This window comes from Bacteroides nordii (genome assembly GCF_019930665.1).
In the GTDB taxonomy this organism is placed as follows: domain Bacteria; phylum Bacteroidota; class Bacteroidia; order Bacteroidales; family Bacteroidaceae; genus Bacteroides; species Bacteroides nordii.
Genome location: NZ_CP082886.1, coordinates 2,226,208 through 2,250,832, shown reverse-complemented (window position 1 = coordinate 2,250,832; position 24,625 = coordinate 2,226,208). Strand labels below are relative to the sequence as shown.

Sequence of the window (24,625 nt, the reverse complement as noted above, 5' to 3'; positions counted from 1 at the left end):
GTATTGTTAAAGTTATGTCCTTATTCAATCTATACAATGAAATAGAAAAAGAATATGAAAATCTTATTCCTCTTAAGCAGGAAGGATTGGTGCTGTTTCATCTGTATCAGAAACAAAAGGACGGAGACATTGGGAAAGAGTTTTCAGAAGAAGAAATCATCAAATCGTTGAGGGAGATCCGATATGATTTGAAAACCAATCAGAAAATACAGTTTAATAATATAGTCAAGTATTTTCAAAAGTATTTTTTATGGCGCGATGAAAAGAATCGGCTATACCGTCTCAAACCTTTTACCAAAAAGTGGTGCAAACTGATTGAAAATATTCTTGAAGAGACATTCAATCCCACTCAGCTACAAAAAGAGTTTTTATACCTTTCTAACACCTTTAGCGAACAATCCTTCACAGAGTGGTACTCTACTACATTCGAAAGCTATAGCCAAAGAGTAGATACACAAATTAATACCCTATATATCCAAATTGACCGATTAGTCATTGATTTCAGACGACAGATATCAAATGAGCATGCTTACGATTTGAATGCTTTAAAATCAATAGTTAACACATTGGAAGATATTCGTTCCAAAACAGAAGAGTTGAATAATGCCTTTAGTGGAGCGCACGATATTCAAAACAAGCTATTGAAGAGTAATATCATTACAGAAGATATTCTTCTGAACAGACAACGGGCAAATGTGCTATCCTTCTTTCAGGAAGTTCGAGGTAATCTGAAAATCATCAGCAAGCGTATAGACAGCGTTAAACCTCGACTAAATGAATATATCAGAAATATCAATAGGCACGATTTCTACATTCGGTTCAAACGCTTCTTTAATCAACTACTTGAAAAAAGCACTTTGGAAAAAGGCAAAATCCGTTTCCCTGATGGCATACCAAGTATCCCGATACGTTATACTCAGCAACCAAGGTTTATTATCGTTAAAGAAAATTTTGATGGAGCTTCCCTTAGTCGGTTCAAAACAGCGAAATCAAAAATTCCCGTAACCAACGCCACTGAAACAGAGAATCGCTTTTTATTGGAAAAAGAAAGGATTGAAATTCAAAAAAGGATTAACCTTTATATGCTTGATTTGGAAAATCGACTAAAAGCATATCAAGAAGTTGATTTTTCTGCTTTCTTTTATGAAGTGCTCAAAAAAGAAAATGGGAATATCCGTATTTGTGTGAAGTTAGCTCACAAAACCATGTCTAAATATTACCGTGACATTAATTCATTCGGGATATCTATTTCAACTGAAATAGTTGGCATCCCCGAATATCCAATGATAAAAATATGGAAGACGATTATTTACAAGAAAATGTAGGCTATGCATTTTTAACGACACAAGAAGCAATATCAATATTTGCAGATGTCGATTATGCTTTGAAAAGTGGAAAACATATTCAAAAATGTCCTTCACAGGGTAAGCAGTTTGCTTTTGTCGGAAAATATTACGACAAACTAAAATCTTATTATGACAATTTGTTTGATATCCATTTGAATCGTGAGGGCGAAGGTGATTTAGAATACTTTTTCATTGATTTCTTCAAAGATGGAAACGGATACTACCAACGGGGTAATATTCCTGTAGAAAATCGTGAATATCTTGCGGAATCGCATCTAATCATAGCCTTTCTATTAATTCGCATGTATGTTCTTGAACCAAGAGCAGAAAGCCGTATACTAATCCAAGATTTTAAAGTACAAGTATTGTCGGAGTATGAAGAATATAAACCGCACTTATTACGGCTATTTGCAAAATCGGAAGATACAGAAGAAACGGATTATGAGCTAAAATCTATTGAAGATGAGATGGACAAAGCGCTTAAAAAATTCAACGATTTATGTTGGATTATGATAGACAAAAGCACGGAAACTTTTGAAATCATGCCGTCTCTCAATCGTTTACTGAATATGTTTGAAAACTACATCATCAATACACCGATTAGCAATGAGTAATAAAAAATTTCCTCGTATATATAGCCTTTCAACAGTAGGCATTCGTAATCATTATAATTCAGATTATCGTTTTCATCCGTTTCGGACAGATTTTGCAGGTGACAGCGGTGTCGGAAAATCTATTATTGCAGATGTGTTACAACTGATATTAGTCGGAGAAAGGGAATTTAAATCTGCCACAGATTCAAGTTCAGAGCGGGAAGCAAGAAAGTTAATCATTGAACGATATGGATATGTATTTCTAAACATTGCAATAGATACGGACAAATTTATTGTCATCGGGATGTACATATCAACTACTTCCATTGACCCTTTTATTATTCAAGCAAATATAGGATTAGACGTATTTGAGCCTCTTTCTTCACCTCTTATATCAAAAGATTTTATGTTGGGTGACGAGATTATAGATATAACTAATCTTCCTGAAAGGATGAAAGAAAATAAACAGGCTTATGCTGCAAAACTGTCTTTGAATAAATATCATGAATTACTTGAACAAAACAAAATCCTTCCCATTGACCTGAAGACAGAAGGAAACTTAAAGAATTTTGCACAAATCATTCGCGCATTTTCTCGTGGTAAAGGATTTAAAAACAATTCGAAATGGTTGAAAGAGTTTTTCCTTAATGACGATAGGGAAAATATCATCAAAGTTCGTTTTGACGAACAACTTGCAGATATAGCACAAGAATTAAGAGACCACAAAGAAAATAAAGACACATTAGAAAAAGTGCGAATCAAATACGAAAAGTTCAAACGTCTTTTCGATTTAAAACAAGCACGGGATGCAGCACAGGAAGACTATTTGAAAACAAAAACCATATTTCATTATCAAAACAAGAATACGGCAGAAGAAAAATGTATTCAGCTTCAGTATGACATAAAAAGTATCAATCATAAAGTAGCCAATTCCTTTTTGCGTTTATTTTCAGCAGAAGCTGAGGAGCAACGGAAAAACGTAAATCTTTTAGCAGATAAATTATCCATCATTGAAAATGCTCAAGAAAATATAACAGCGTATCTGACTAAAGAGTCCGTTGCATTTCAGAAATACCCCAAACTCGACGAACAGTACATTCAAGTGCAAAAAGTAGAAAAATTACTTGATGCTTATAAAACATGCGAAAAATTACGAGATAGGCACTCAAAACAATTGAGTGAGAAGGCTGAAAAGGAACACTTGAAAAATTTGGGTGATGAATTGATGAAGCAAAAGTTATATGAAGAATGGACAAAATCTCCTTGGGCGAGAGGAGCAGTTGATGGCTCTGCTTTTTACAAGAAGAGAACAGAAGAAATCAACACCGAAATAAAGAGACTTACTACTTTAAAGGACTTTTCAGATGTCACCAATACTAAATCTTTAGCATATTGGACAATACAGAACAAACCATCATTATCACATGAGGAAGAAAGTGTCTTGTTCAACTTAGATATGATACTTATTGAGAAACCTGCAAGTATTGAAAAGAATACACAATATATACCAAATCCGGAAACTTTTTTTGGCAACTTGGAAATCGGGGAAAAAGAAAGCAATCCGAATGGTTTTTGGGTTGATTGGGGCAGCATTAGGAGATTTGTACCTTACATACCCGAACGATTTTTCACAACGAAGAATAGTGACGAAATTACGGGATACTTCAACGAAAAATACAAAGATGCAGCAGAAATCATCAATTCATTAAGAGAAGAGAAAGAAACTATAGAGGCTATGCAAAAAGTGGCGTCTAAACATGGCGAGAATGCAGTTAACGCTTTTGTTCGTAGAGATGAAATATCAGCATATATCATTGATGAAAATTTAGATATTACTGCCACACAATTAGATGAATTGTTGAAAGTCCATTTTAATGGAGAAGACATTAAGCAAACCAAATCGGAACTTGATGCTGCCAAAATCCTGAAAATAAAGGGAGAAACGGAGCAAGAGCAAGTAAAAAAAGATATACAACAAGCCTGCCAAATAGAATTCTCAAAGAATTTCTCTTTTCTTGAAGTTCAAACCGCTATCAGACAACTTCAAGAAAAAGCAAACAGACTGCTTATATATAAACAAAATAGAGCAACTCGATTTCGACAATTATTTTCAACTTATATACAAATCCCTGAGGATTTAGATACGACAAGCATATTAAATCTTCGCTCAGAACTAAATGATAATCTAAAGAAAAAACACAGTTGCAAAGAAGAAATAAAAGTTCTGAAAACTAAGATTCAAGAAGAAGACAGCCTTTATCATCAGGCAAAGTTAGATTATCAAGCACAGTCAGACCAACAGATAAACTTAAAAATTAATATTGTAGCCAAACCCGAAGAAAAAGAACAATTATTCTATTCAGCAAGGAATGCTTATAAGCAAGCATATGATGATATTGTTATCGAGTTTTTAAGCGAAAAAATGTATCAACGATTCATGGGGTCTGAAGATTATTTGGCATTAACAAGGGAAGTTGTTAATGAGATTCCCGCAAAACAATTGACGTCAAATGAGACAGATGCTTTACAGCAAATGTTAGACTTTCTCAAACAGTTAAATGACACACATATCCATATCGGAAATCGGAAACTGAATTTGCTCAAGGAAATTTTTCAGGATGTTAGAGATGCTGTCAGCGATTATGTTGCAAAAATGTATGAGATTGGAGCCTATTTTAAAGGCTCGGATAAAGAAATATCACAAGGATTTAAGTTAAGTCTTACTTGTCCGTTTTCTTTAATTTATCCAATCGATTGGATTGATATGTTTTTGGAAAAGCTTAATGATTCGATAAAACAAGAAAGCATTCATCAAGATTTATTTGCAGCATTAAGAGAAAAAATTGATATTCCTGACATGATGGCTACAGCTTTTGAAAAATGTGGTGGATTCAAGAATGCGAAAATAGAAGACTTATTAAATCCCAAGAACTATTTTGATATAAAATTCGAAATGGAGTCGGATGATGGAGAAAAGAATGTCGGGAGCGCAGGTCAGACCTATGCCGTTACTGCCATGTTATGCGTTGCCCGTCTTTCCTTAGTTGAGAAAAAAGAAAAGGGGAGACAACACAGTGGATTACGTTTTATGCCTATTGACGAGGCTGAAGGAATTGGTAGTAATTTCGATTTACTTGAACGAATTGCCGAAGCCAAAGATTATCAGCTAATATCAATGTCAATCAATCCCCTTGATGATTTCAGGGACGGTGAACAATATTTATACATCCTCAACGGCAGTAAAAAGCGGAAAGAACGAGTGAGTACTTTTGCTATATTTAGTAATGCCGATGAAATTCAGAAGATATGATAAATAAACAATTAACATGGCCTGAGTTTAAAGCGCTGTATCAATTATACCACGAACGCAAAACCAATTTGAAAGTACAGGAACGCCCATACTTCAAATATCTAAAACGAGAAGGGTATATTAAGAAGAAAATCGGTTCAACTAAAACCATAGAGCCATACAGTAAATTCGACGATGAATATGAGCGGGAAAATATAGAAGGTCTATTTCACAAGTATTATTCCTTTCTGTCGGAAAATCAGATTTTGACGCCCCACACTCCATTTTCGGAATTTGAAATCAAGAGCCTAATGAACATCAAGCAATGTGAGAATGTCTTGGTCGATAGTGGGCAAACACTATTATCCGAAATGCGAAGTAAAATAGAGGCAGGAAAAGACGGACGAAAAGGAATTTCAAAATCGTTCTTCAAATCGGCCAAACATATTGAAAAGGGTTCTGCATTGGAAGATGCTGTGTTAAAAATAATAGGGATAGATAAGTTTCCCCAGAACGAAGGTCAGTGGATTTATCGTGTTCCATGCAAAAATCCAACATGTATAATCCTATGTGAAAATCGTTATTTTCTTACCCTTGACATTGCCCCAAAAAGGAATGTTGAATTATGGCACGTTGGCGGCAATAATACCTTGCCGATTGAAAATTTACCGAAAATTGAATATCCGATATATTACCTGTGTGATTGGGACTTGATGGGATTACAAATTTATGAGCGGATTTATCATCGGGTTGAAATGATTAAGGACAAAGCCTCTTCGTTACAACTTCTAAATCCCAACGGTAAACCCGAACGAATCAAAGATACAGAAGATTATCACCGTAGCGAATGGGATAAAACTACAGAATTATCATCATTAACCGCTAACCTATATTCTTCTGAACAACTGGCAATACTACAAAACCTCATAAAAACTGATGAGTGGATTGAGGAAGAAGGGAACGATATAGGTCGAATAATCGACGAGATAGGAAAAGTAAAATAACATAAATCTACAAATAAACATGAATATAACCCCTACTAATATAAATACATATTCGCCTAATGAGATACTAAATAATTTTGCCAATATTTTTGAGAAATCCAGAAGTATAAATGACCTTGTATCTATAAAAAACGGTTTAAATCTATCTGTGGACGTGGATTTGCAGCGTTTCAATGATGAGCAAAAAAGTACATTTCATTATTTTTTGGCAAATGGTTGGAGTTATGTATTACAACTAAAATATCTAAACTCTTACGAAGTTCCCATTAGTTCCAAAGAGTTTGAAAAACAAGTATATCATTTACGTTGTGCTTTGCAACTCATTGGCAAAAGAGAAGATATTAATGTTTGTCAAATCCTAACTAATCTGGGATGTGCTTTTGACCATATCGGGCGTTTCTCAGAAGCGCAGGACTATTTCAATAAAGCACTTTTGATAAATCCCAATTTTGGCATGGCTTTGGGGAATAAGGGTTTTGGATTATACCGATATGCAAGGGAAGTTTTTGACGGGGTACATCAATTTATATTTTTGCAATATGCCCGAAAGCATTTACTGGAAGCATGTGATAAAAAAGATGTTTACGAAGAAGCCCGTTCAGGGTTTAATAGTTTGGCGGAACACATTGCCACAAGGTATCCATTAAAAGACTTGAATGATTTCAAGCAATATGACGATTTCTTTCATGGATTATCAACGGATGAAATTGACTATAGACAGTGGTGCATTGATAATGTATTATTTCTAAATCCACTAAATGATGTTATAGCCCAAAATGTTGTTGCACACGATATTCTGCATACTCCAACAATGGTCTTGAAAAGAGAAGAAAAACCAATATGCCAATCGATGTATAATCAAATGAAGCAGGAATTTGTTTCAGCAAGGTTTCTGTTCTATGAAGGCGTAAATACTGACAAACCTCATTATTCAGACAGAGATGTTGTCCTTTATACTGCTTTTGATTGTCCGGTCTATGCCATTTCCATTGAAAAAATAAAAATATCCTTTCGCGTTTGCTATTCTATTTTTGATAAGATAGCCTATCTTATGAATATATATTTAAACTTGGGAATTGATAAAAATCGAGTTTCTTTTAGAAATATATGGCATAAAAGAGGAAATAGGAATAATCCGATAAATGAGGAAATGTTTACCTCTCAAAATTTGGCTTTGCAGGGCTTATTTTGGTTGAGCAAGGATTTGGACGAAGGAGTAGATTCACCAATAGAACCGGAAGCGAAGGAAATAGCGATAATGAGAAATTTTATGGAGCATAAATCATTTAAAATTGTTGAAGGGAAAAATATTTGTTGGAACGAATCACCGGAAACATATGAAATTGAAAGGCTTGATTTTTATGATAAAGCATTTAAAATTCTGAAACTTACGAGGTCTGCATTAATCTATCTTTCATCTCTTATTTACGAAGAAGAAAGCTCCCGAAAGCCTTTAGAGGGTTTAACCAAAACAATAGATATGCCGATAATAAACGATAATTCTAAGATATAATGAATAATATGGATAATCTTGATGGAGATAAAATAATCGAAGAAGCGGAGAAGTCTTTGGAACGCCTTTCACGTAAAATAGAACAATTGGAATACGATTCCAAAAGATATGTGTTAAAATATTTCGATAGGTTGCATGATAAGTTGTTCATGTTCAATACAATTTTTATTACAGGATATTTTGCTTTATGTCAGATAAATAAAGAATTTAATAGTCTGATATTGTTGTTGCCATTTTGTTCTCTTTCAATGCTGATTTATATTGAGCATTTTATGAAAGAAATCGCTCGCAAGCAGTCATACGGTATGTTTGAAGTAAATTTATCTGAGCATTTAAATAAAGCAGAAAAGAAATATGGTCAGGTCACCATATTGTCGTTACTTATTATAATTGTTTCAGCCATAGAACTGTTGTACACAATATATATTTGCATCTTTAGATTTTAGTATCAAAAATAAACTGTATTAATAAAAGCGGCTATGCCGCCGTTAAACTGGCAAAAGTTATTCTCGGACAATCGGTTATTCTCGCGGGGCTTCCGCCCTCCAAAACGGGCAGGGAAGCCATGAGCGGGAAATAACCGAAGTTGGACGGGAAATAACTTTTGGCACAATATAAATCTAATATTTTATCAGCTTAATCTTGGTCTCCGTTTCTTCTTTTTCTTGGGTTTCAGCGGTTGTTGCTCATCCATTGGATTGACATCCGCAGCCGATGGAAGTATGGAAAATAAAGAAGATAAACCGCTTTCATCTGTTTGCGTATTGGTTGGAATATTTGAAAACGTTTTTACATTTTTATTTATTTGTGTTTTTATATTTTCATCTGTTTGAACATAGACAATTTTTTTCTTTTCACCAGCAAAATCTTGTTCGGGGGCTTTCAGTTCCCGTTCCTGCATCCATAGTTTATCCGTGACAGTGCCGTTCTTCATAGTGTTGCAGTATTCAAAAGTTTCGGGTAGTTGCCGATTATAACCGAATAGATTATCAAAACCTTTCTCCACGTTCTCAAATAAGGCGATACGGTCAAAACCGCCTGTAATAACGCCTTTTTGGGTGTTTCGATGATTGGTAAGCGGGCTTATCTTGACTTTGTTCGATTGGTCTTTACGGCTCACAATCAAATGGCAGTGTATATTCAGACGGTTGTCGGAACAGTTTCGGTCGAAATGGATTTTGCCGTAAAATTTGATGTTTTCGGCTGATAATCCTTTATTGAAATTCTTGGCATATTCGGGAATGAACACTTCGCGGATATACCGCTTCATGGCTTCGGCTTGTTCCTGTTCCGTGCTTCCCATCGCTTGCAGTTCCTTTTCGGACGGGCTGACGTGAACGGCGTAAAACTTGGCATCAGTCTTTAAGAGTTGCCCGATATTCCCGTCAATGTCTTTAATCACATGGGATTTATAGACATTATCATCCGTAAGGTTGAAAAAGCCTTCGGTATAGATTCCCTGCTCCATCCGTTGCAAATCTTCATGCTCGCAATAGTTGGCTAACTGTCGGCTGCTGCCTGCATTGTTATACACTCCGTTGGACGGTGGCGGGAAATCGATGTTCATTGTTTGCTATTCGTTTATCAGGTTCGTTATCTCGGCTTTCAGGCTCTCTTTGCGCTTGCCGTCCATCACTCCGCAAGCTGCCAACTCCGCATAAAGGCTAATCAACTTCAAAAGTTTTGCATTGTCTTTTTTCTGCGTCTCTTTTAACGCGCCGATATGTTTACCCTGACTGTTTATCACGTCGGCATGTTCGCCGAATTTGTCACTGATTCTTTGCAGCACGGCATTGTGTTTCTCTTGGTTCTTCTCCAACTGCGAAAGAACAAGTGTTTCCAATGCTTTCACAATACTATCGAAGCGGACGGCTATCGAATTGGTCGCCCGTATCATCGGGTTAAGTTCCTTTTCCTCGTAGTTACGGATAAAACGTATAATAGCATCCTGCCGTTTGTTGATTTTGGCAAGTTCGGCTTTGACCGATTCGGGGGCATCGGCGGGATTGATATTTGCCTTGTCGATATACCGAAAAGCCAGTTTCACTACTTCCGCCTTTTTCAGCGAATAGTGTTTACATATCTTTTCTACTAAGCCGCCCGTTTCCTTGTCTATGGAAACGGTGGTGAATATGGTTTTCCTGCTGTTATTTTGCATGAGTAATTACAATTTTATAGAAATTCGCTCTATTAATCACCTGATAATAAGCAATAAACTAAAATTGATTATTACAGGTGTCATTACAGCGGTTTCACTTAAACCGCTAAAGCCGAAGGCTTTGCCCCGCAGGGCAAGAAGGAAGAACAGGACTTGTCCAGTTCCCTCTTGCTTCATTTAGCGAAACGAGCCGAGCCACAAGGTGAGGCCGTTTCTGCTAAATGGGGAGCGATAGCTTTTCATCAGGCGGTAATATTACCCACCTTGGTTTGCCTCAGTTTGCTTATCGAGTTGGTTTTCCTTTTTGAACCGTTCGTATGTTTTACAGTCGGCATTTTCTTGAATAAATACCCGAATATCAGCAGCACGATAATAGGTTTTATGACTTATCATAAAGTAAGGAAGTTTGCCACTTGCCCGATAGCGTTGCAGGGTTCGGAAAGATACTTTCAGCAGGAAAGCTAAATCCTGATTATCCAATATCTTGTCGCTAGGATCTAATATCTTGTCGCTAGGATCTAATATCTTGTCGGTATTGATAAGGGATTTTAGGTCTTGTCCGATTTCGGAGAGCTTTTTTGATAGCCGTTCCATCCACTTGTCGAAGTTTTCGTTGTCTATATACATTTTGCTTCATTTTTAAGTTTAACATTATTGGTTTCAATCGATTGATGAAGCAAAGTTCGGCAAATGGATGAAAATAAGTTAGGGGTGTACCACTGGTACACCCCTATAAATAGTTGTTAAATAGTTGATTTATAGATAGCCTTTCTTTTTGCTTTCTTCATTAATGGCTTTACGAAGCGTATCTAAAAATTCGGTTATTTTTGATGGTTTACGACTAACGACACTTTCATGCTTCTTATGCACATCGCCCAATTTAATATTGAAAAGGTATTCAAAGGCTCTTCCGATTTCTGTAAGTGGTGCTTCTGTACCACTGCGCGTTACCACTCTTTTAGATAGGAACAATCCACTAACTATCTCCATAATCTCAATAAGATAGGTTTCGTCTGTAAGGTAGAGCGGCGAGAGTGGAAGTTTATTCTTCCGGTTTTGGAATTGAACCGGATATTTAATTTGCATATTGAGTATGCGGATTTCCGTATTTACAAGTCCTATCGCTTCATCAATAAGCAATGACAAGGCGTTTTTCCCCCTGCTCAAATTGTACTCGATACGACTTGAGCCTGTTTAGTCCAAAAGAGAAGTAACGTAATAATACAGCGTAGTCCTGTTCCTTTATAGCAATACTTACTAAGTGATTGGCAAGTTCTTGCAATGCGGCCGTAAAATCATTTACGGCAAACTCTTTCTGTGAGTGTTCCGATAATAGTCGGAAAAATCTCAAATCTGATAAGTCTTTCATAATTAATACATTTACATATTGATAAATTGCGTTGCTTTGCTGAGGATTGCGTTGATACAATTCTCCCGTAGCCAGCGGTTTGAATGAGTTTTTTCATACCGGTTATATTTTGTTGTATTTATAATTTACGGTTATTTTTTCCACCAATCGTCCACCTCTTTGCTCGGTTGTAGGTTTCCCACATACGAGCGTATTCTCCTTTAAGAGCAAGTAGCTGCTCATGTGTTCCCTGCTCGGCTATCACACCCTTATCTACATACAGAATTCGGTCGGCATTGGTGATTGTAGACAATCGGTGAGCGATGACCAATACCGTCTTTCCTTTGATGAGATGAGAGAATGCTGCCAGAATCTTACCTTCGTTTTCGGGGTCGGCAAAGGCGGTGGCTTCGTCCAGCAAGATAATAGGGGAGTCTTTTAATATGGCGCGAGCCAAGGCTATGCGTTGTGCTTCACCACCAGAGAGGTAGATGCCTCCTTCGCCTACCAATGTCTGATAACCATTGGGCAAGGATTCTATAAACTCATGGCATTGAGCGGCACAGGCAGCCCGTGCCACTTCCTCAAAGGTTGCAGTCTTGTTACCCATACGGATATTCTCCTCGATGGTATCGAAGAAGAGCATATTATCCTGAAAGACAAAAGCGACGTTGTCCATCAACACCGAAGTGGGAATCTCTTTGACTGGCACTCCTCCTATTAAGATTTCTCCGCTTTGAACGTCCCAAAAGCGGGCGGCAAGCATAGCAACGGTACTTTTACCGGCTCCCGAAGGACCGACTAATGCAGTTATCGTACCGGGATGGGAGATGAAAGATATCGCTTTGAGTATCGGCGTGGTGTCGTAGGCAAAAGAGACGTTGCGAAATTCCACTGAAGCGTCTTTGGGGTGTCGGGGAATGTCAGGCTCTTCGATTTCGTCCATATAGAGAATGTCATCAATCTTCTGTACACCCATGTTGTTCTGATTCAGAAAGCTGCCTATCCACAAGAGTTTAAGCACGGGAAAGAAAACAGCCACGCCGAAAAACAGGAACATGAGTAGCACCGGCACGAAAGTGGCATACGAGGCACTCCCCACAAACAGCCACACTGCCACGGGAATGATGAAGAGCAGTGCCGAAGAGAGTATGGTAAGGAAACCTACATATGTGGGTTGGTATTGTACGTTTACCTCGTTGGCAAATTTGCGGTACTCCTTGATGTCGTCATTGAGTTTGCGATAGGCATTAGTCGATTCGGTGAAGGTCTTCACCACCTGAATACCGCGAATATATTCCACAATACTAGCATTCATTCTGCCTAAGGTCTCCACATACCGTTTGGAAACCTCCCGGATTTTTTTGCCGGTGTACATTCTTCCCATCACATAGAATGCCATCGCCAGCACAGCCAATACTACGATAGCCAACCGCCAGTCTACGGCAAACATATAGCTGACGAGAATCAGCGGAAAAAGTAGGGCAGTTACGATGTCAGGGATATGGTGGGCAATAAACAGTTCGATGCGCTCCACGTCGTCGCTCATTATTTTCTTCAGTTCTCCCGAAGCCCGGCGGGAAAAGAACCCCAAGGGCAAACGAACCATTTTTTGTACTAGCTGCATTCGTATTTCATACAGAATGTTGAAAGCGGCAATGTGCGAGAGCATGAGGGAAGCAAACGTGAGCACTCCGAAAGCGAAGAAAGCTCCCAAGGCGATATAGCTCCACAGCCAGATGTATGCCTTGTCAATTAATGAGGGATCAAGCGCATGCTCTGCCAACTCGATGAGAATATTGTACACCGCTATGATCGGCACAAACTGCACGATGGCGGTGATAACTGCCAACAACATCGCCCCGATGAGCAGCCGACGTTTAGTGCCGGCTATTTCTATCAACCGTGCCAGCCCGGTCTTGCGTTTATTTGTATCCATAGCCTTACTGTTTATTCGATTGTTTGAACTTCCATCCTTTTACCCGTTGTTGTTCCTCCCAAAGATTGCGATACAGTCCTTCCTCTGCCAAAAGAGCTTGATGCTTGCCTTGCTGCACCACCCGTCCTTGGTCTATCACTACAATATTATTGGCACCTATCACCGTGCCCAAGCGATGAGCGATGATGACTACAGTCTTTTCTTTCACCAAGTCGTTGATAGCATCTTGGATGTGAACCTCGTTTTCGGGATCGAGCGAAGCGGTTGCCTCGTCAAGCAACACGATGGGCGCATCTTTCAAAATGGCACGGGCAATAGAGATACGCTGTTTCTCTCCACCGGATAGTGTGCTACCTCCTTCACCCACCATCGTTTCGTAGCCATCAGGCATAGCGGTGATGAAGTTGTGGCATTGCGCCTTGCGTGCGGCAACTTCTATCTCTTCGCGGGTAGCTGTCTCACGTCCCACGCGGATGTTGTTATAAATGGTATCGTTGAAGAGATACACATCCTGAAAGACGATGGAAACTTGTTGCATCAGTGTATGCACGGTGTAGTCTTTGATGTTTCGTCCGCCAAATAGGATTTCCCCCTCGCTTACATCCCAGAAACGGGCAATGAGTCGTGTCAATGTCGTTTTGCCCGAACCCGATGGTCCCACAAAAGCGGTCAGTTCCTTTTCGGGAATGGTAAGCGATACATCCCGAAGTACGGGAATATCGGCATTATAGCTGAAGCTGACGTGACGGAACTCTATCTCTGAGTTGACAACATCTTCTATTATACCCTCCGGAAGTACGGGCGTTTTGCAAAGAGCATCAATGCGTTCGGCTCCCAGCTTCATGTAGTTGATGAGGGCGATAAAGGTCAAGGCGTTGATGAGTGGGGCATAGATAGCCGATCCTGCCAGCAGGAACATGATGTAAACGGGCATGGAGACTTTGGCATTTAACAACATCGAGAAGCCAAGTAGCATAATAAGAACCAGGCCGCCATTGAGCAGAGTGGAAGCCAGCGTGATGCTGGGTGCGGGAGCCGCTTCCAAACGGATGCTCTCCCGCTTTAGATCACGGAAAGCTCGTTCCAAGCGTTCAAACTTATTGCCGCTCAGGTTGAAAGCCTTAATCAGGCGGATACCTTGTATATACTCGATCATGCGCGAAGCGGCATTGGTCTTTATTTTTTGATGCCTCTTGCCCAAGGTTGCCACAAAGTGATTGGTGAGCCACATCATGGGGTATGCCAATGGAATGACAGCTGCTGCCGCCAAAGCTAATTGCCAGTTGAAGAATGAGAGCGAAACCAAAGCGACGATGGGCATCGCCAGCCCGCCAAAGAACTGACCGATAAGGTGAGTAGTGAGCATCTCCACGTTGTTATAGTCGCTGACAATGTATGCCCCGATGTCGCCGGGATCACGACTATTGAAGAAACTCATCGGCAGTTGGCGCAGGTGATTGACCACTTCCAAACGACCATCGCAACAAATGTCGTAGCCGTCTTTATAGGCTACAAGGTATGCCTTTTTGCTAATGAGCCAAAGGCAAACGAGAGAAATTAGGAGCATTAGGCACGCCCAACCTATGTTCACGAGGTTGAGCGGTGTGCCGGGATTTTGCAGAGGTTTGAATACCTCCCACACCACGAGCAGCATTGCCCCATACGGTGCGCCACGAAAAAAGTACTCCGCAACCGTCCAGCCTATCAGCGGACGCAAGCGACGGGGCTGCCCCATCGTGGCGGAATTGAGTATTTGAGAGAGATTGTTCATAAGGTTGCTATTTGAGTAAGAAGTATCTGGGAGTTCTCGCTTTGTACCGCGCATAGTCTTCCCCATAAGTGGTCATGCAGTATCGCTCTTCACCCAAGATAACGCCATGCGTGACGAGGATCAAAGGAATTGTGGCAGGCAGCAACCACAACGATGCCGAGGCAATGCAAACCGCCAATGCTCCCACTTCATAGAAGAAGTACATCGGATTGCGCGACAGGCGGTAAACGCCTCGTACGACAGTTTCTCCTTTAGGCGTAGAGGCATAAGCATGAAAGGCTGCCATAAATCCGACAAGTGCAAAGGCAAACAAGACGCACCCCACCGTGAATAGCGGTGTACCTATGCGGAGAGGGACAAAGAGCGACACCAAAAGCAATGTTCCCTGAAACACAAAGCTTAAAGTGGCGTACCGCTTGTCCTTAGAGGTATACCAAGATGTATCTACGGCACGTTTGCCACCTTCTCGGTAAAGAATCATATACAAAAGTTGTATCAGCACCAATGCAAACGAAGGTATCCATGCATTGAGCCAACCGAAGTGAAATTGAATGAAATCGTTTATTGGCATACGAAATTTTATTTATTGTGTGTGATATTGAAACCCTTGAATAGCCATTTCTGAATGGAGAAACAAGATTAATAAATGTTTGGGCTAAAAAATGAGAGCAAAGGAAAGGCCGATAATTCAACTCTCACCTTTGCCTCTTCTGAGTGATTGATTATTACTTAGTTTTCAAACCAATGGAAATATGCAGGAGCTCCATCTACCTTTACTACGGCATCCGAGCTTGTTTCGCCGGTTGCAGGATTATGCGTATAAAAGCCCACATCATTTCTGCCATTAATAGCAAACACGATAAGATTCTTGTATTTCTCCACTGCTCCTCCAAAGCTTGACGTCATCGGTATCGGAAGTTTTTTTACCGTTTTATTGTAAATATCCATCTCTACACTGATGAGCGATTTATCCGTGAACCAGTTGGGAGATGTTGGGTTTGCCCAATAAGAAGGAATATCCATCGTGGCATACATTTTTCCGTTGCCGGCGTATTGTGATTGAAGCAGCCAAACGGTTTTGCCCGATTCGCCTTCGATTGTTTGATCGTTCAACACCCAATTATAGGTAGGGTCAAATTCGGTTTCGCCTTTCTTGATGCGCAAGATACCGGTCTTGTACTTAGGATTCATGCCGTATGCGCCCGTGCACATCAGATACATATCGCCTTTTTCATCGATAAAGGTTTGTTGCCCATAGGTATAAGCCCCGATACCGATACCACTCGCCTTTTCATAGATGACACGCTCCACCTTGTCCGTTTGAGTGTTGATTACCGCGAGTTCTATCTGAGGTTCGGTAGCCGGTTGGAATGTCATGTCTGTCTGATTCAGTGTTACATACAAACGTCCATTATGCACAAACGGAGATCCAAACATCGGTACGGCCAATCCCGGTGCAGCGTAAGAGGACAGATCAATCTCACCAGTTAGTTCCATCGTTTGAGGGTTGAATATAAATAACTTGCCGATAAGTGATATCAGATAGGCTTTTGTTGCATTAACAAAAGAGATGTGTCTTGGAACAGAATTAAGGGGAATAGGCATGGTTGCCGTTTTGGTGAGTTTAGTTCCCGAACGCCCCCATTTTGTTACTACATTTTCATCACCTTGTGCTCCGAACGCAGGAAAAGTGTACACATCATTACCGTTGCACACTGGCATCATTCCGTAACCGACTTGCACGGCATTTTTGTTTGTCAGTTTCTTGGGAGACACTCCATCTGCTAACTGCATCCAACCTGACCCGGTCTGTCCACCGGGATTCATAAGCATGGTGTAAACAAGTATATCGCCAACTTTTACTTCCGGATCGGTCGTGATTGGTTTCGTTTCCGGGTCTTTGCTACAAGCTGAAAACAGCATAGTGATACTCATTAGGAGGAGTAATACTCCGTTGATTCTCTTTTTCATTTTACTTTTTATTTTATTGTTGAATAATATATTGAATTGTGATTAGCTTTATTTCAGCACGTACCTGATACGTGCGGTAAAGGCTCTGCCGGGAAGCGGGTAATTAAACTCGCTGAACAGGCGGGCATTCGTAAGGTTGGATGCTTTTGCCGAGAAGGTAAGCCCACCGTTCATGATGGAGTATTCTAATCCCAAGTCGAGCTTGAAAGAGCGCGGAATGCGTTTCTCTTGATATTGACTTACTTCGAAATCGAAGAAATACTCTTCTACGAATGAAGCATCGGTAAATAGTCTTACATTCTGACCTTTCCCTCCGAAGAGATTCTCTTTGTGAAACTCTACCCCCGCATTTGCTAAGAAATAGGGAATATTAGGCATACGCAATCCCTTCGACGGATTGAGAACGTTACTCGTTGGTTCGTACTTACGTGTATCGCGAAGGTCTTGAAACGTGGCATTTACATATCCGTAAAGCCAGCGTGTAACATCTGCTTTGACTTCTGCCTCTACACCGAAGGTACGCATCTCACCGAAATTAGTGTATCTGCCCTGCACGAAGTTGCGCGTATAGCGTATCATATCTTGCAGGTAAGAGAAGAATCCGTTTACCTCCACCTGCAACAATCCGGAACCAATCTTTTTATCGTACATCAATCCGATGTTAGCGTTAGTTCCTCTTTCGGGTTTCAAGTCGCCCGAAGGAGCAATAAGGAAGCCGTCGCCAATGAGTTCGGCATCTGTCGGTAGTCGTACATCATAGCTTACGGAGGCTTTCCCCAACAACTCTTTGGTGAAGCGGTAGCGCAAGGCTTCACTTACACCCCAATCGTGCTGCTGCATATCCACTTCTTTGGGTACGGAATTCCAAACATCTCCTATTTTCGTATTCATGGAATAGTAATAATACTTACCCGTCAGCGAGTTGAGGAATTTGTCATTGGGGGATTTATAGTCGTAACCCAAGCCTAATACCCAGCTCGTCATGTGTGAGTCGAAGTTTATCTGTCGCCCCACCGCTTTATCCAACAACGGATCGGAGGGCTTCCCCAATGCCCATTTGAATAATGAGTTGAGGTTGATGGAGTGCCGGTCATTGATGATGTAATTGAGATTGGTCTTATTTCCCACGGTATGCTTACGCATTTTCATGTCAGAGGGTAAAACTCCTATTTCTCCTCCGTAAGCCGAAACAGGCGGATAAGGATTCATATCCCAGTCGTAGCGAAGCCTAGCTGTATCCACAAAGTTGTATTGAGAATAGGCATAGCCCGTGCCGCTACTGAAGTCAAGTCCATTGAGTAGGAAATTGTCTTTCTGTAAATCAATGGCGAAGTTGTAAGCTCCGGCACTACTTTCGGCAGAGCGTATGTTCTCTACCACGCCTTGTATCTGCTTGCTGTTTCGGATAAATTCAAGTTCAAACTCCATCTGATCGAACCACCATTTACGGGCTTTCATCGATATCCCTCCCCCCGATTGGTTGAATTTGTCATGGTCGCGTTTTATGAACTTACCTTTGTTCTGAGGCAATTCCATACGATAGTCATTATCAGAATGGGTGTATAACAACGCTGCCCCCAACTCTATTCCTTGTTTGACCAGATTCCGCTTGAAGACGCTACTTGCTTTATGTGTATTGAAGCTACCGAACGAATACGAAGCATCCAAGTAACGAGGTGGATACTCTTTAATCACGATATTTACAGCACCCCCCACGGCAGATCCACCGAACTTGGCTGGAACCACACCTTTATATATTTCAATGCGGTCAATCATGTCGATGGGTATATCGTTGATGTCGATGAAATCGGAATTATCGTTCATCGGTACTTCGTCTATAAAGAATCCAATACGCTTGCCTTCCAAGCCGCGAACAGAGATACGCGAGGCACTGCCTACTGCTCCCTGCGAACGAATGGTTACGCCTACGGTCTTAGTCAGAATATCTTCTACGCTATTTACTGTACCTTGTAACTGGCTCATACTGTAAACCGTTACCGGCATGGCTTGCTCCCGAATCTTGCGGGCTTCACTTTTGCCCATCACCACCACTTCGTCCAGCGATTTGACTTCGGCTTTCAGGCGGATAATAGTTTTCTTTACATTCTCTTTACTTACGGTTACTTTTTGGACTGCTGTTTGATAGCCCATAAACTTCACGGTGAATGTATAAGTACCGAAAGGAATGTCTGAAAAAGAGAACTCGCCATATTTGTTGGTTACATCGCCCTTTTTCAGTTCCTCAATAAAGAGGGTTGCTCCGGGCAGTGGATCTTCGTCAGTGTTGTCGATGACCACGCCCGCAATCCGCCCCCCACCTGTTTGGGCGGATACACTGATGCTCATGAGCATCAGTATCAATAGAGAAAATAGTACTTTCTGTTTCATTGTTTATTTATATGATTGTTGGTTTCTCCTTAAATGCTGGGATCGGGAGCTTCCGGCGTGGAAACGACTATAGGAGTTGTACCTGAAGAGTTTCCTTCGGTTACTTTTTGTGTAAGTACCTCAACATCCTTAAACTCTATTCTGGCGATCGCCTCTTTGGGGTTGAGTGTCGTTTTGTCAGCAATGAGTTTGGGCACTTCACGTTCTTTCAACATACCCGTAGAACGTAGCACGGGATACCATTTGGCAGCTTCCTTCGGCTTGGAAAGATTTTTGCGGGCTGCTTTGTTATAAAGTATAAGCATAAATCGATATTGTTTTGTGCCCTTTCGGGCAGTTATTAGTAGTAATTTTCAATATTTGAACTGTATATCTTCTCGTTCCATTTCTCCTTTGAGGTATGTGAGAAGAGTCTCCATATCGTCTCCTACTGTAAAGGCAATGCTCTCAATAGTAGTGCAATGCCCCAACGTACAAGTTGATACAGGATTGATTAAAGAAACATAACGACTGTCTCGTTTCACCAGTCGATGAATCAACTGCGGATAGGTAGTCAGAACCCGATGTATCGGGGTATATTTATTGATGCTCATCTGTCTATTGGTTTCATCATCGGTTGTTTTGTCGCTTGCACGCATATTCGTTGCGATTGGCTCTCCGGCGAGATGTCGTAGGTCACATTTATAAATCCCGCTTGTTCCAGCATTCTTTGTATTTCTATGGGTGAGTAAATGCGCAGGTCGATATTCCTCACCCACTTTTCATTGCCTTCCTCGCTGCATGCCTCGTTGCAGATGTAGAACCTTCCTTCGGGTTTCAATACACGCAATACTTCCTTGAAGTTTTCCACTATATCATTCCAAAAGTAGATAGTTTCGAAAGCGGTTACAATATCGAAGCGGTTATCGTCAAAAGGAATGTTTGAAACATTCGCCTCTACTATAGATGCTCGTCCCTGACTGATAGCCGCCTTGTTCTTGCGACTCGCAATGTCCACGCACGTGGGTGAATAATCCATGCCGCAAACTAATCCATGAGTTCGTTTGATGAAATTAGCTACGTTTTGCCCACCGCCACAACCGATATCGAGCACCGTTTCGCCACCGGAAAGTTTTACGAAGTTGTCAATGCACCAAAGAGAAATCCGGTTATGCCCTTGGTTCATCATTTTCACAATGCACCTGCCCATAAAGCTATTCTTGGGTTTGCGGAAGTTTTGAAAGATGTTTTTTATTATGCTCATAATTATTCTTTGTTTTTAAGTCTTTTCTTACTAATATGATATGTCTATTATTTGCTGTGCGCGATACCTAAAAAATATACGCCCGTGAGTATGCTCTTTGTGAGCATCGTGCTCATGACAGTGGTAAGTGTGAGATGTATGCATATCTTTTTCTGTTTTTTATTTATTGTTTCTATATTACTTCTTCTTGCTAACCCAGCATCAGCAGGCTTAGTGCCATGACCGCCATGCCTACCACCAAACCGTAGATGGCATGGTGGTGCTTACCGTATTCTTCAGCTGCGGGTAACAGCTCATCGAGCGAGATAAATACCATGATGCCAGCAATCATGCCGAAGATGATGCCGAACACATTGTCGTCGAGGAACGGAGCCAGCACGAGATAGCCTATGACGGCTCCCACCGGCTCTGCCAATCCAGACAAAAACGAGAACCAAAAGGCTTTCTTGCGGTTGCCTGTAGCGTAAAAAACAGGAACGGATACCGAAATACCCTCCGGTATGTTGTGTATGGCAATGGCGATGGCAATGGGTATGGCAATGTTCACATCCTTTAGGGCAGCAAGAAACGTAACCATACCCTCCGGGAAATTGTGGATAGCCAGCACCAAGGCTGTTACCATGCCAACACGTAGCAATTTGGGCTTCACGTCTAATTGTATTTTCGCTTTTTCACTCATTTCTTCCACCCGGTGCATTTCATGCGGATTCTCGTAGCGAGGAATTAGCTTGTCGATGAGCAATATCAACACGATACCCCCGAAGAAAGAGAGCGTGGCATAAAACGTTCCTTCTGATTTGCCGTGCATCTCCACAAGTGTTTGCACAGAAGAGGTAAACAGTTCGACAAACGATACATAAATCATGACTCCCGCCGAAAAGCCCAGCGATAGAGAAAGAAACGACGTGTTGGTGCGTTTGGCGAAAAAAGCAATGGCACTGCCTATGCCGGTGGATATACCGGCAAACAGTGTCAGAAGAAATGGAACAAATACTTGTTGTGACATGGCTATGACAGATTGGGAGTTAGTACTTCAAAAGAGAACGAAAATCTATTTTGTTCAAAAACAAAGCGAGTCGCTCTTTGCAGGCGACTCGCTTGATACGATGAATTATTATTATTAAAAATGGGATGTTTCATACATCTGTTACTAAGTTAAGTCTGGAAAATCAGTCTCTGGACGTTCAATATCGATGCATTCTTTTTTAATTCTAATAGTCTCTTTGTTCAAAGCCTCTCTGGGCAGAGCGGATTTTCTGCTTTGTGTTACCCACGATTCCTCGCAGAGGAAAAGTCCGTTTACTCCTTGCACAAGCGTTATTTCGCCGTTACAGATGATGTTGGTGATACTCATATATTGATTGTTTTTAGTTGTTCTACCGAAGTGGTGCGGTATTTAGCCTCCTGCACCAAGCGAAATCCTGCTTGACAAGACCTGCCGCATCTGCCCATGCAAGCAACGGGTGTCGGGTCGAACAGAAGATGGCTAAAGTGCTTCTTTTCCGAATCGAATACGAAAGAAATCCGATTGTCCACAATTGTACAACCGCTTCCACAAGGGTTGCATTGTAGGCAGGAGGATGTGTGGATGTTTCTATTTGTTTTCATCTTTCTATTTTTACATTCATGAGCCTTTTCCAGCCTCCTGTGCTAAAGCGGATATACTCACCAATAAAACATTCAATTTCTTCACTGGAAAGCTCTTCATGTTGCACCACCTCTTTCATCATATTAACCCACCATGAGCAGGTGAAGTGCATAAAGAATAGAGAAATATCGGTATGCAGATCAGGGTAGAGCTTTTTCATACCTTCCATATATTCTATACCCATTACTGTACTTCTTTTAATCCATTGTTCCCAATAATCATTGAAACGAGAGTCTTGGATAGATGAAAAAAGTAACTTAAATTCTTCACGATACCGTCTTACGATGTTCATTACCTCCTTCATGGATGAGCGATGATATTCTTCGGAGGTAAAGACATCCAAAGAAAAGGCCTCCGGGCGATTATGATCTTCCAGCATACTGTTCATCGCCTCCAAAAGCGGATGCAACACGTCAGCCAACAAATCGTCCTTACAAGGATAATAATTGTAGATGTTGCTCAGACCGATACCCGACAATTTGGATATTTCACGCATAGACACAGCCTTAAAGCCCTTCTTGAAAAAGGCTCTCCTTGCTGTTTCCAACAATAATTTATGTGTATATTCTTTTGTTGTTTGCATAGGTCAGAACGTAGTTCCTGTTATTAGAATACAAAGTACGTTGTATTTCAAAAATAAAACAATCCATACAAATGGGTATTTTCTATAAAACAATCCCTATTTGTAGGGATACAAAAAAGGGTATGTAACTATCAGCAGAGCCACTTCACGCCAAACCATAGTCATAAGTACGTGTATTGCCTCTACTGTATCCTCTTGTTATTCTTATTCTGACCTCTTTCCATGGCTATTGTTAATACGCAGGTTATAAATCATGTGTAAAAACTACTTTAATCTTTTCATGATTCCCATTTTAGTAATGATTAATCGAATATGCTAAAAATGTATCATATAAAACTTCTCTTTTCTGTCATTCTACCTTTTATCTATTTAGCTTGTCGCCATTAATTAACTCGGATTCATTTTGATAGTTGTGCCGCAAGAGTATTATGACTAATAAATTATTCATGTGTCATTTTGCCATAAACAGTCTTTTTATACCACTCTCGGACAGTTTAGAAAACGGCTCTTGATTCTTCTTTCATTTGCCGATGAAAATAGAATCAACACGTTTTATTAACCATTAAAAATTAAATGTATGGAAGTAGTAACCATCGAAAAAAGAACATTTTCGTATGTCTGCGAGAGCTTCACGGAGTTTGCCAAACGGATAGAGAGTTTGTGCAGCAGTCATACTCAAAAAGTAGAAAACTGGCTGGATAGTCAGGAAGTGTGCCTGTTGTTAGGCTTGAGCAAGCGAACGCTGCAATATTACCGAAGTAGTGGGCGACTGGCTTATTCTCAAATAGGGAGCAAGATTTATTATAAGTCTTCCGATATTGAAAGAATTATTGCGGACAGTGAAACACAAAATCAGTCACCCAAACAAATCAAGCCTTATGAAAAGAACTAAAGAATATTATCCGTCCTTCAACTTGTTTTCCATTGTCGGCACATGGGAAAGTGTTAATCTGAATCCTACGGTTATCATCTATCGGAACGACAAAGAGTATCTTCTTTCTATTATATATGTATCGGAAACCACCAAACAGGCTTCACCCTCTACTTATGAAATACAGAAAGACGGTAGCCAGTATTTTATTGCTCCTGCTCCTAAACGGATTTACATAGATTATGATCCAGCGAAAGATGTGCTAAACCTTTCGTCATTGGGTGACTATCTGCGTAACTAATCAATCGACCAGTTAATCTCTAACTGATTCGCTATCTAGCCATCTTAAAATCAATATTTCAATAAAACAATCTTTCAATCATGGAATTAATAAATAAAGATACACCACAAGTCAAAGAATTTATTTCTTCGCTCGACTCAATGCTAAGCGGTATTGAATCAATTGTCAAGCACTATAAGCCCCACCTGAACGGAGAACGTTTTCTTTCCAATCATGAGGTTTCTAAAAAACTGAATGTCAGCCTGCGAACCCTGCAAGAATGGCGAGATACAGGCTTAATCCCCTTTATCCAGATAAAAGGTAAAATCATCTATCGGCAAAGTGATATTGATAAACTGCTCCAAAAGCATTATTTTGAAAGTTGGAAAGAATAATCTGCCACTCACAAAAACATTGTTTTTCGGAATTTAATTTGAATCATTGACTTTTCCAGTGAAGTATTTAGTCTGTGCAAGTCTTTAGATAAAAATACGCTCGAAATGCAATGAGAGGAAGATTTTTATCTAAACCGAAGGCTTGGACTTGAACAGGCTAAATACGGAAATTACCTTTGTCAATGCTTCATATTGGGTTCTGGAAAACTTACTTTAAAAGAAAAGGGTTGAGAAAATGAAGTTCATTATTCCCAATCCTTTTTTCTATATTGGCTACTGCCTTAT

Annotated in this window: 26 protein-coding genes; 9 read left to right on the top strand and 17 right to left on the bottom strand. The window is 40.4% G+C overall.

Going from position 1 to position 24,625, the window contains the following annotated elements; all coding sequences use genetic code 11:
* The first annotated feature begins 14 nt into the window (after positions 1-14).
* The 6 genes from K8P02_RS08900 to K8P02_RS08875 are packed head-to-tail and all read left to right on the top strand — an operon-like array spanning position 15 to position 8,191.
* Entirely contained in the window at positions 15-1,325 is a 1,311-nt protein-coding gene (locus tag K8P02_RS08900) for a hypothetical protein (protein ID WP_005862059.1), read from the top strand.
* A complete protein-coding gene (locus tag K8P02_RS08895; protein WP_005862058.1) occupies positions 1,295-1,960 on the top strand; it encodes a condensin complex protein MksE in 666 nt (221 codons plus the stop codon). The genes K8P02_RS08900 and K8P02_RS08895 overlap by 31 nt, the downstream gene beginning before the upstream one ends.
* Entirely contained in the window at positions 1,953-5,249 is a 3,297-nt protein-coding gene (locus tag K8P02_RS08890) for a dihydrolipoyllysine-residue succinyltransferase component of 2-oxoglutarate dehydrogenase complex (RefSeq protein WP_025866445.1), read from the top strand. The genes K8P02_RS08895 and K8P02_RS08890 overlap by 8 nt, the downstream gene beginning before the upstream one ends.
* The gene (locus K8P02_RS08885) at positions 5,246-6,232 is read left to right on the top strand and encodes a hypothetical protein (protein WP_008778330.1); all 987 of its coding nucleotides are present in this window, start codon (positions 5,246-5,248) and stop codon (positions 6,230-6,232) included. Before K8P02_RS08890 ends, K8P02_RS08885 begins: the two co-directional genes overlap by 4 nt.
* Before the next feature lie 19 nt (positions 6,233-6,251).
* A complete protein-coding gene (locus tag K8P02_RS08880; RefSeq protein WP_005868436.1) occupies positions 6,252-7,745 on the top strand; it encodes an LA2681 family HEPN domain-containing protein in 1,494 nt (497 codons plus the stop codon).
* Between the two features lie 8 nt (positions 7,746-7,753).
* Positions 7,754-8,191 (top strand): hypothetical protein, encoded by a 438-nt coding sequence (locus tag K8P02_RS08875; RefSeq protein ID WP_223382230.1) that lies wholly within the window; start codon positions 7,754-7,756, stop codon positions 8,189-8,191.
* 185 nt (positions 8,192-8,376) lie between these two features.
* On the opposite strand, the gene K8P02_RS08870 is transcribed toward K8P02_RS08875, so the two are convergent.
* The 17 genes from K8P02_RS08870 to K8P02_RS08790 all read right to left on the bottom strand — a co-directional run bounded on the left by K8P02_RS08870 (position 8,377) and on the right by K8P02_RS08790 (position 22,794).
* Entirely contained in the window at positions 8,377-9,312 is a 936-nt protein-coding gene (locus K8P02_RS08870) for a DUF5712 family protein (protein ID WP_005868432.1), read from the bottom strand.
* A gap of 6 nt (positions 9,313-9,318) precedes the next feature.
* Entirely contained in the window at positions 9,319-9,903 is a 585-nt protein-coding gene (locus K8P02_RS08865; protein ID WP_028728133.1) for a BfmA/BtgA family mobilization protein, read from the bottom strand.
* Positions 9,904-10,158: 255 nt separating this feature from the next.
* On the bottom strand, positions 10,159-10,530 hold the full coding sequence (locus K8P02_RS08860; protein WP_025866444.1) for a helix-turn-helix domain-containing protein: 372 nt from the start codon (positions 10,528-10,530) through the stop codon (positions 10,159-10,161).
* 129 nt (positions 10,531-10,659) lie between these two features.
* Entirely contained in the window at positions 10,660-11,043 is a 384-nt protein-coding gene (locus K8P02_RS08855; RefSeq protein ID WP_008778329.1) for an RteC domain-containing protein, read from the bottom strand.
* Entirely contained in the window at positions 11,033-11,272 is a 240-nt protein-coding gene (locus K8P02_RS08850) for a hypothetical protein (protein ID WP_002560578.1), read from the bottom strand. Before K8P02_RS08850 ends, K8P02_RS08855 begins: the two co-directional genes overlap by 11 nt.
* Positions 11,273-11,390: 118 nt before the next feature.
* Positions 11,391-13,058, bottom strand: coding sequence for an ABC transporter ATP-binding protein (locus tag K8P02_RS08845; RefSeq protein ID WP_262903110.1), 1,668 nt, complete (start codon positions 13,056-13,058; stop codon positions 11,391-11,393).
* Positions 13,059-13,194: 136 nt separating this feature from the next.
* Positions 13,195-14,757: an ABC transporter ATP-binding protein gene (locus K8P02_RS08840; protein WP_223382404.1), complete on the bottom strand. Its 1,563-nt coding sequence runs from the start codon at positions 14,755-14,757 to the stop codon at positions 13,195-13,197.
* 211 nt (positions 14,758-14,968) lie between these two features.
* Complete coding sequence (locus tag K8P02_RS08835) at positions 14,969-15,532, bottom strand: methyltransferase family protein (RefSeq protein WP_005868419.1); 564 nt, start codon at positions 15,530-15,532, stop codon at positions 14,969-14,971.
* 158 nt (positions 15,533-15,690) lie between these two features.
* Positions 15,691-16,932 (bottom strand): YncE family protein, encoded by a 1,242-nt coding sequence (locus tag K8P02_RS08830; protein WP_013611617.1) that lies wholly within the window; start codon positions 16,930-16,932, stop codon positions 15,691-15,693.
* A gap of 48 nt (positions 16,933-16,980) precedes the next feature.
* Positions 16,981-19,320, bottom strand: coding sequence for a TonB-dependent receptor (locus K8P02_RS08825; protein ID WP_005868415.1), 2,340 nt, complete (start codon positions 19,318-19,320; stop codon positions 16,981-16,983).
* 29 nt (positions 19,321-19,349) lie between these two features.
* Positions 19,350-19,625 carry a hypothetical protein gene (locus K8P02_RS08820; RefSeq protein ID WP_005868413.1) on the bottom strand — a complete coding sequence of 92 codons (276 nt, stop codon included), beginning with the start codon at positions 19,623-19,625 and terminating at the stop codon, positions 19,350-19,352.
* 48 nt (positions 19,626-19,673) lie between these two features.
* On the bottom strand, positions 19,674-19,913 hold the full coding sequence (locus tag K8P02_RS08815; protein ID WP_005868411.1) for a DUF1858 domain-containing protein: 240 nt from the start codon (positions 19,911-19,913) through the stop codon (positions 19,674-19,676).
* On the bottom strand, positions 19,910-20,563 hold the full coding sequence (locus K8P02_RS08810) for a class I SAM-dependent methyltransferase (RefSeq protein ID WP_005868409.1): 654 nt from the start codon (positions 20,561-20,563) through the stop codon (positions 19,910-19,912). The genes K8P02_RS08815 and K8P02_RS08810 overlap by 4 nt, the downstream gene beginning before the upstream one ends.
* A gap of 190 nt (positions 20,564-20,753) precedes the next feature.
* A complete protein-coding gene (zupT, locus tag K8P02_RS08805; protein WP_005868405.1) occupies positions 20,754-21,569 on the bottom strand; it encodes a zinc transporter ZupT in 816 nt (271 codons plus the stop codon).
* A gap of 144 nt (positions 21,570-21,713) precedes the next feature.
* Positions 21,714-21,917 (bottom strand): hypothetical protein, encoded by a 204-nt coding sequence (locus K8P02_RS08800; protein WP_005868403.1) that lies wholly within the window; start codon positions 21,915-21,917, stop codon positions 21,714-21,716.
* Positions 21,914-22,171, bottom strand: coding sequence for a hypothetical protein (locus tag K8P02_RS08795; protein WP_005868401.1), 258 nt, complete (start codon positions 22,169-22,171; stop codon positions 21,914-21,916). The genes K8P02_RS08800 and K8P02_RS08795 overlap by 4 nt, the downstream gene beginning before the upstream one ends.
* Complete coding sequence (locus K8P02_RS08790; protein ID WP_002560569.1) at positions 22,168-22,794, bottom strand: TetR/AcrR family transcriptional regulator; 627 nt, start codon at positions 22,792-22,794, stop codon at positions 22,168-22,170. The genes K8P02_RS08795 and K8P02_RS08790 overlap by 4 nt, the downstream gene beginning before the upstream one ends.
* A gap of 577 nt (positions 22,795-23,371) precedes the next feature.
* Here K8P02_RS08790 and K8P02_RS08785 point away from each other — a divergent pair.
* From K8P02_RS08785 to K8P02_RS08775, 3 genes are all read left to right on the top strand, one after another.
* A complete protein-coding gene (locus K8P02_RS08785; RefSeq protein ID WP_005868400.1) occupies positions 23,372-23,686 on the top strand; it encodes a helix-turn-helix domain-containing protein in 315 nt (104 codons plus the stop codon).
* Positions 23,673-23,966, top strand: coding sequence for a DUF3876 domain-containing protein (locus K8P02_RS08780; protein WP_005868398.1), 294 nt, complete (start codon positions 23,673-23,675; stop codon positions 23,964-23,966). Before K8P02_RS08785 ends, K8P02_RS08780 begins: the two co-directional genes overlap by 14 nt.
* Positions 23,967-24,046: 80 nt before the next feature.
* Positions 24,047-24,340, top strand: a complete 294-nt coding sequence (locus K8P02_RS08775; protein ID WP_005868396.1) for a helix-turn-helix domain-containing protein — start codon at positions 24,047-24,049, stop codon at positions 24,338-24,340.
* Positions 24,341-24,625 lie beyond the last annotated feature (285 nt).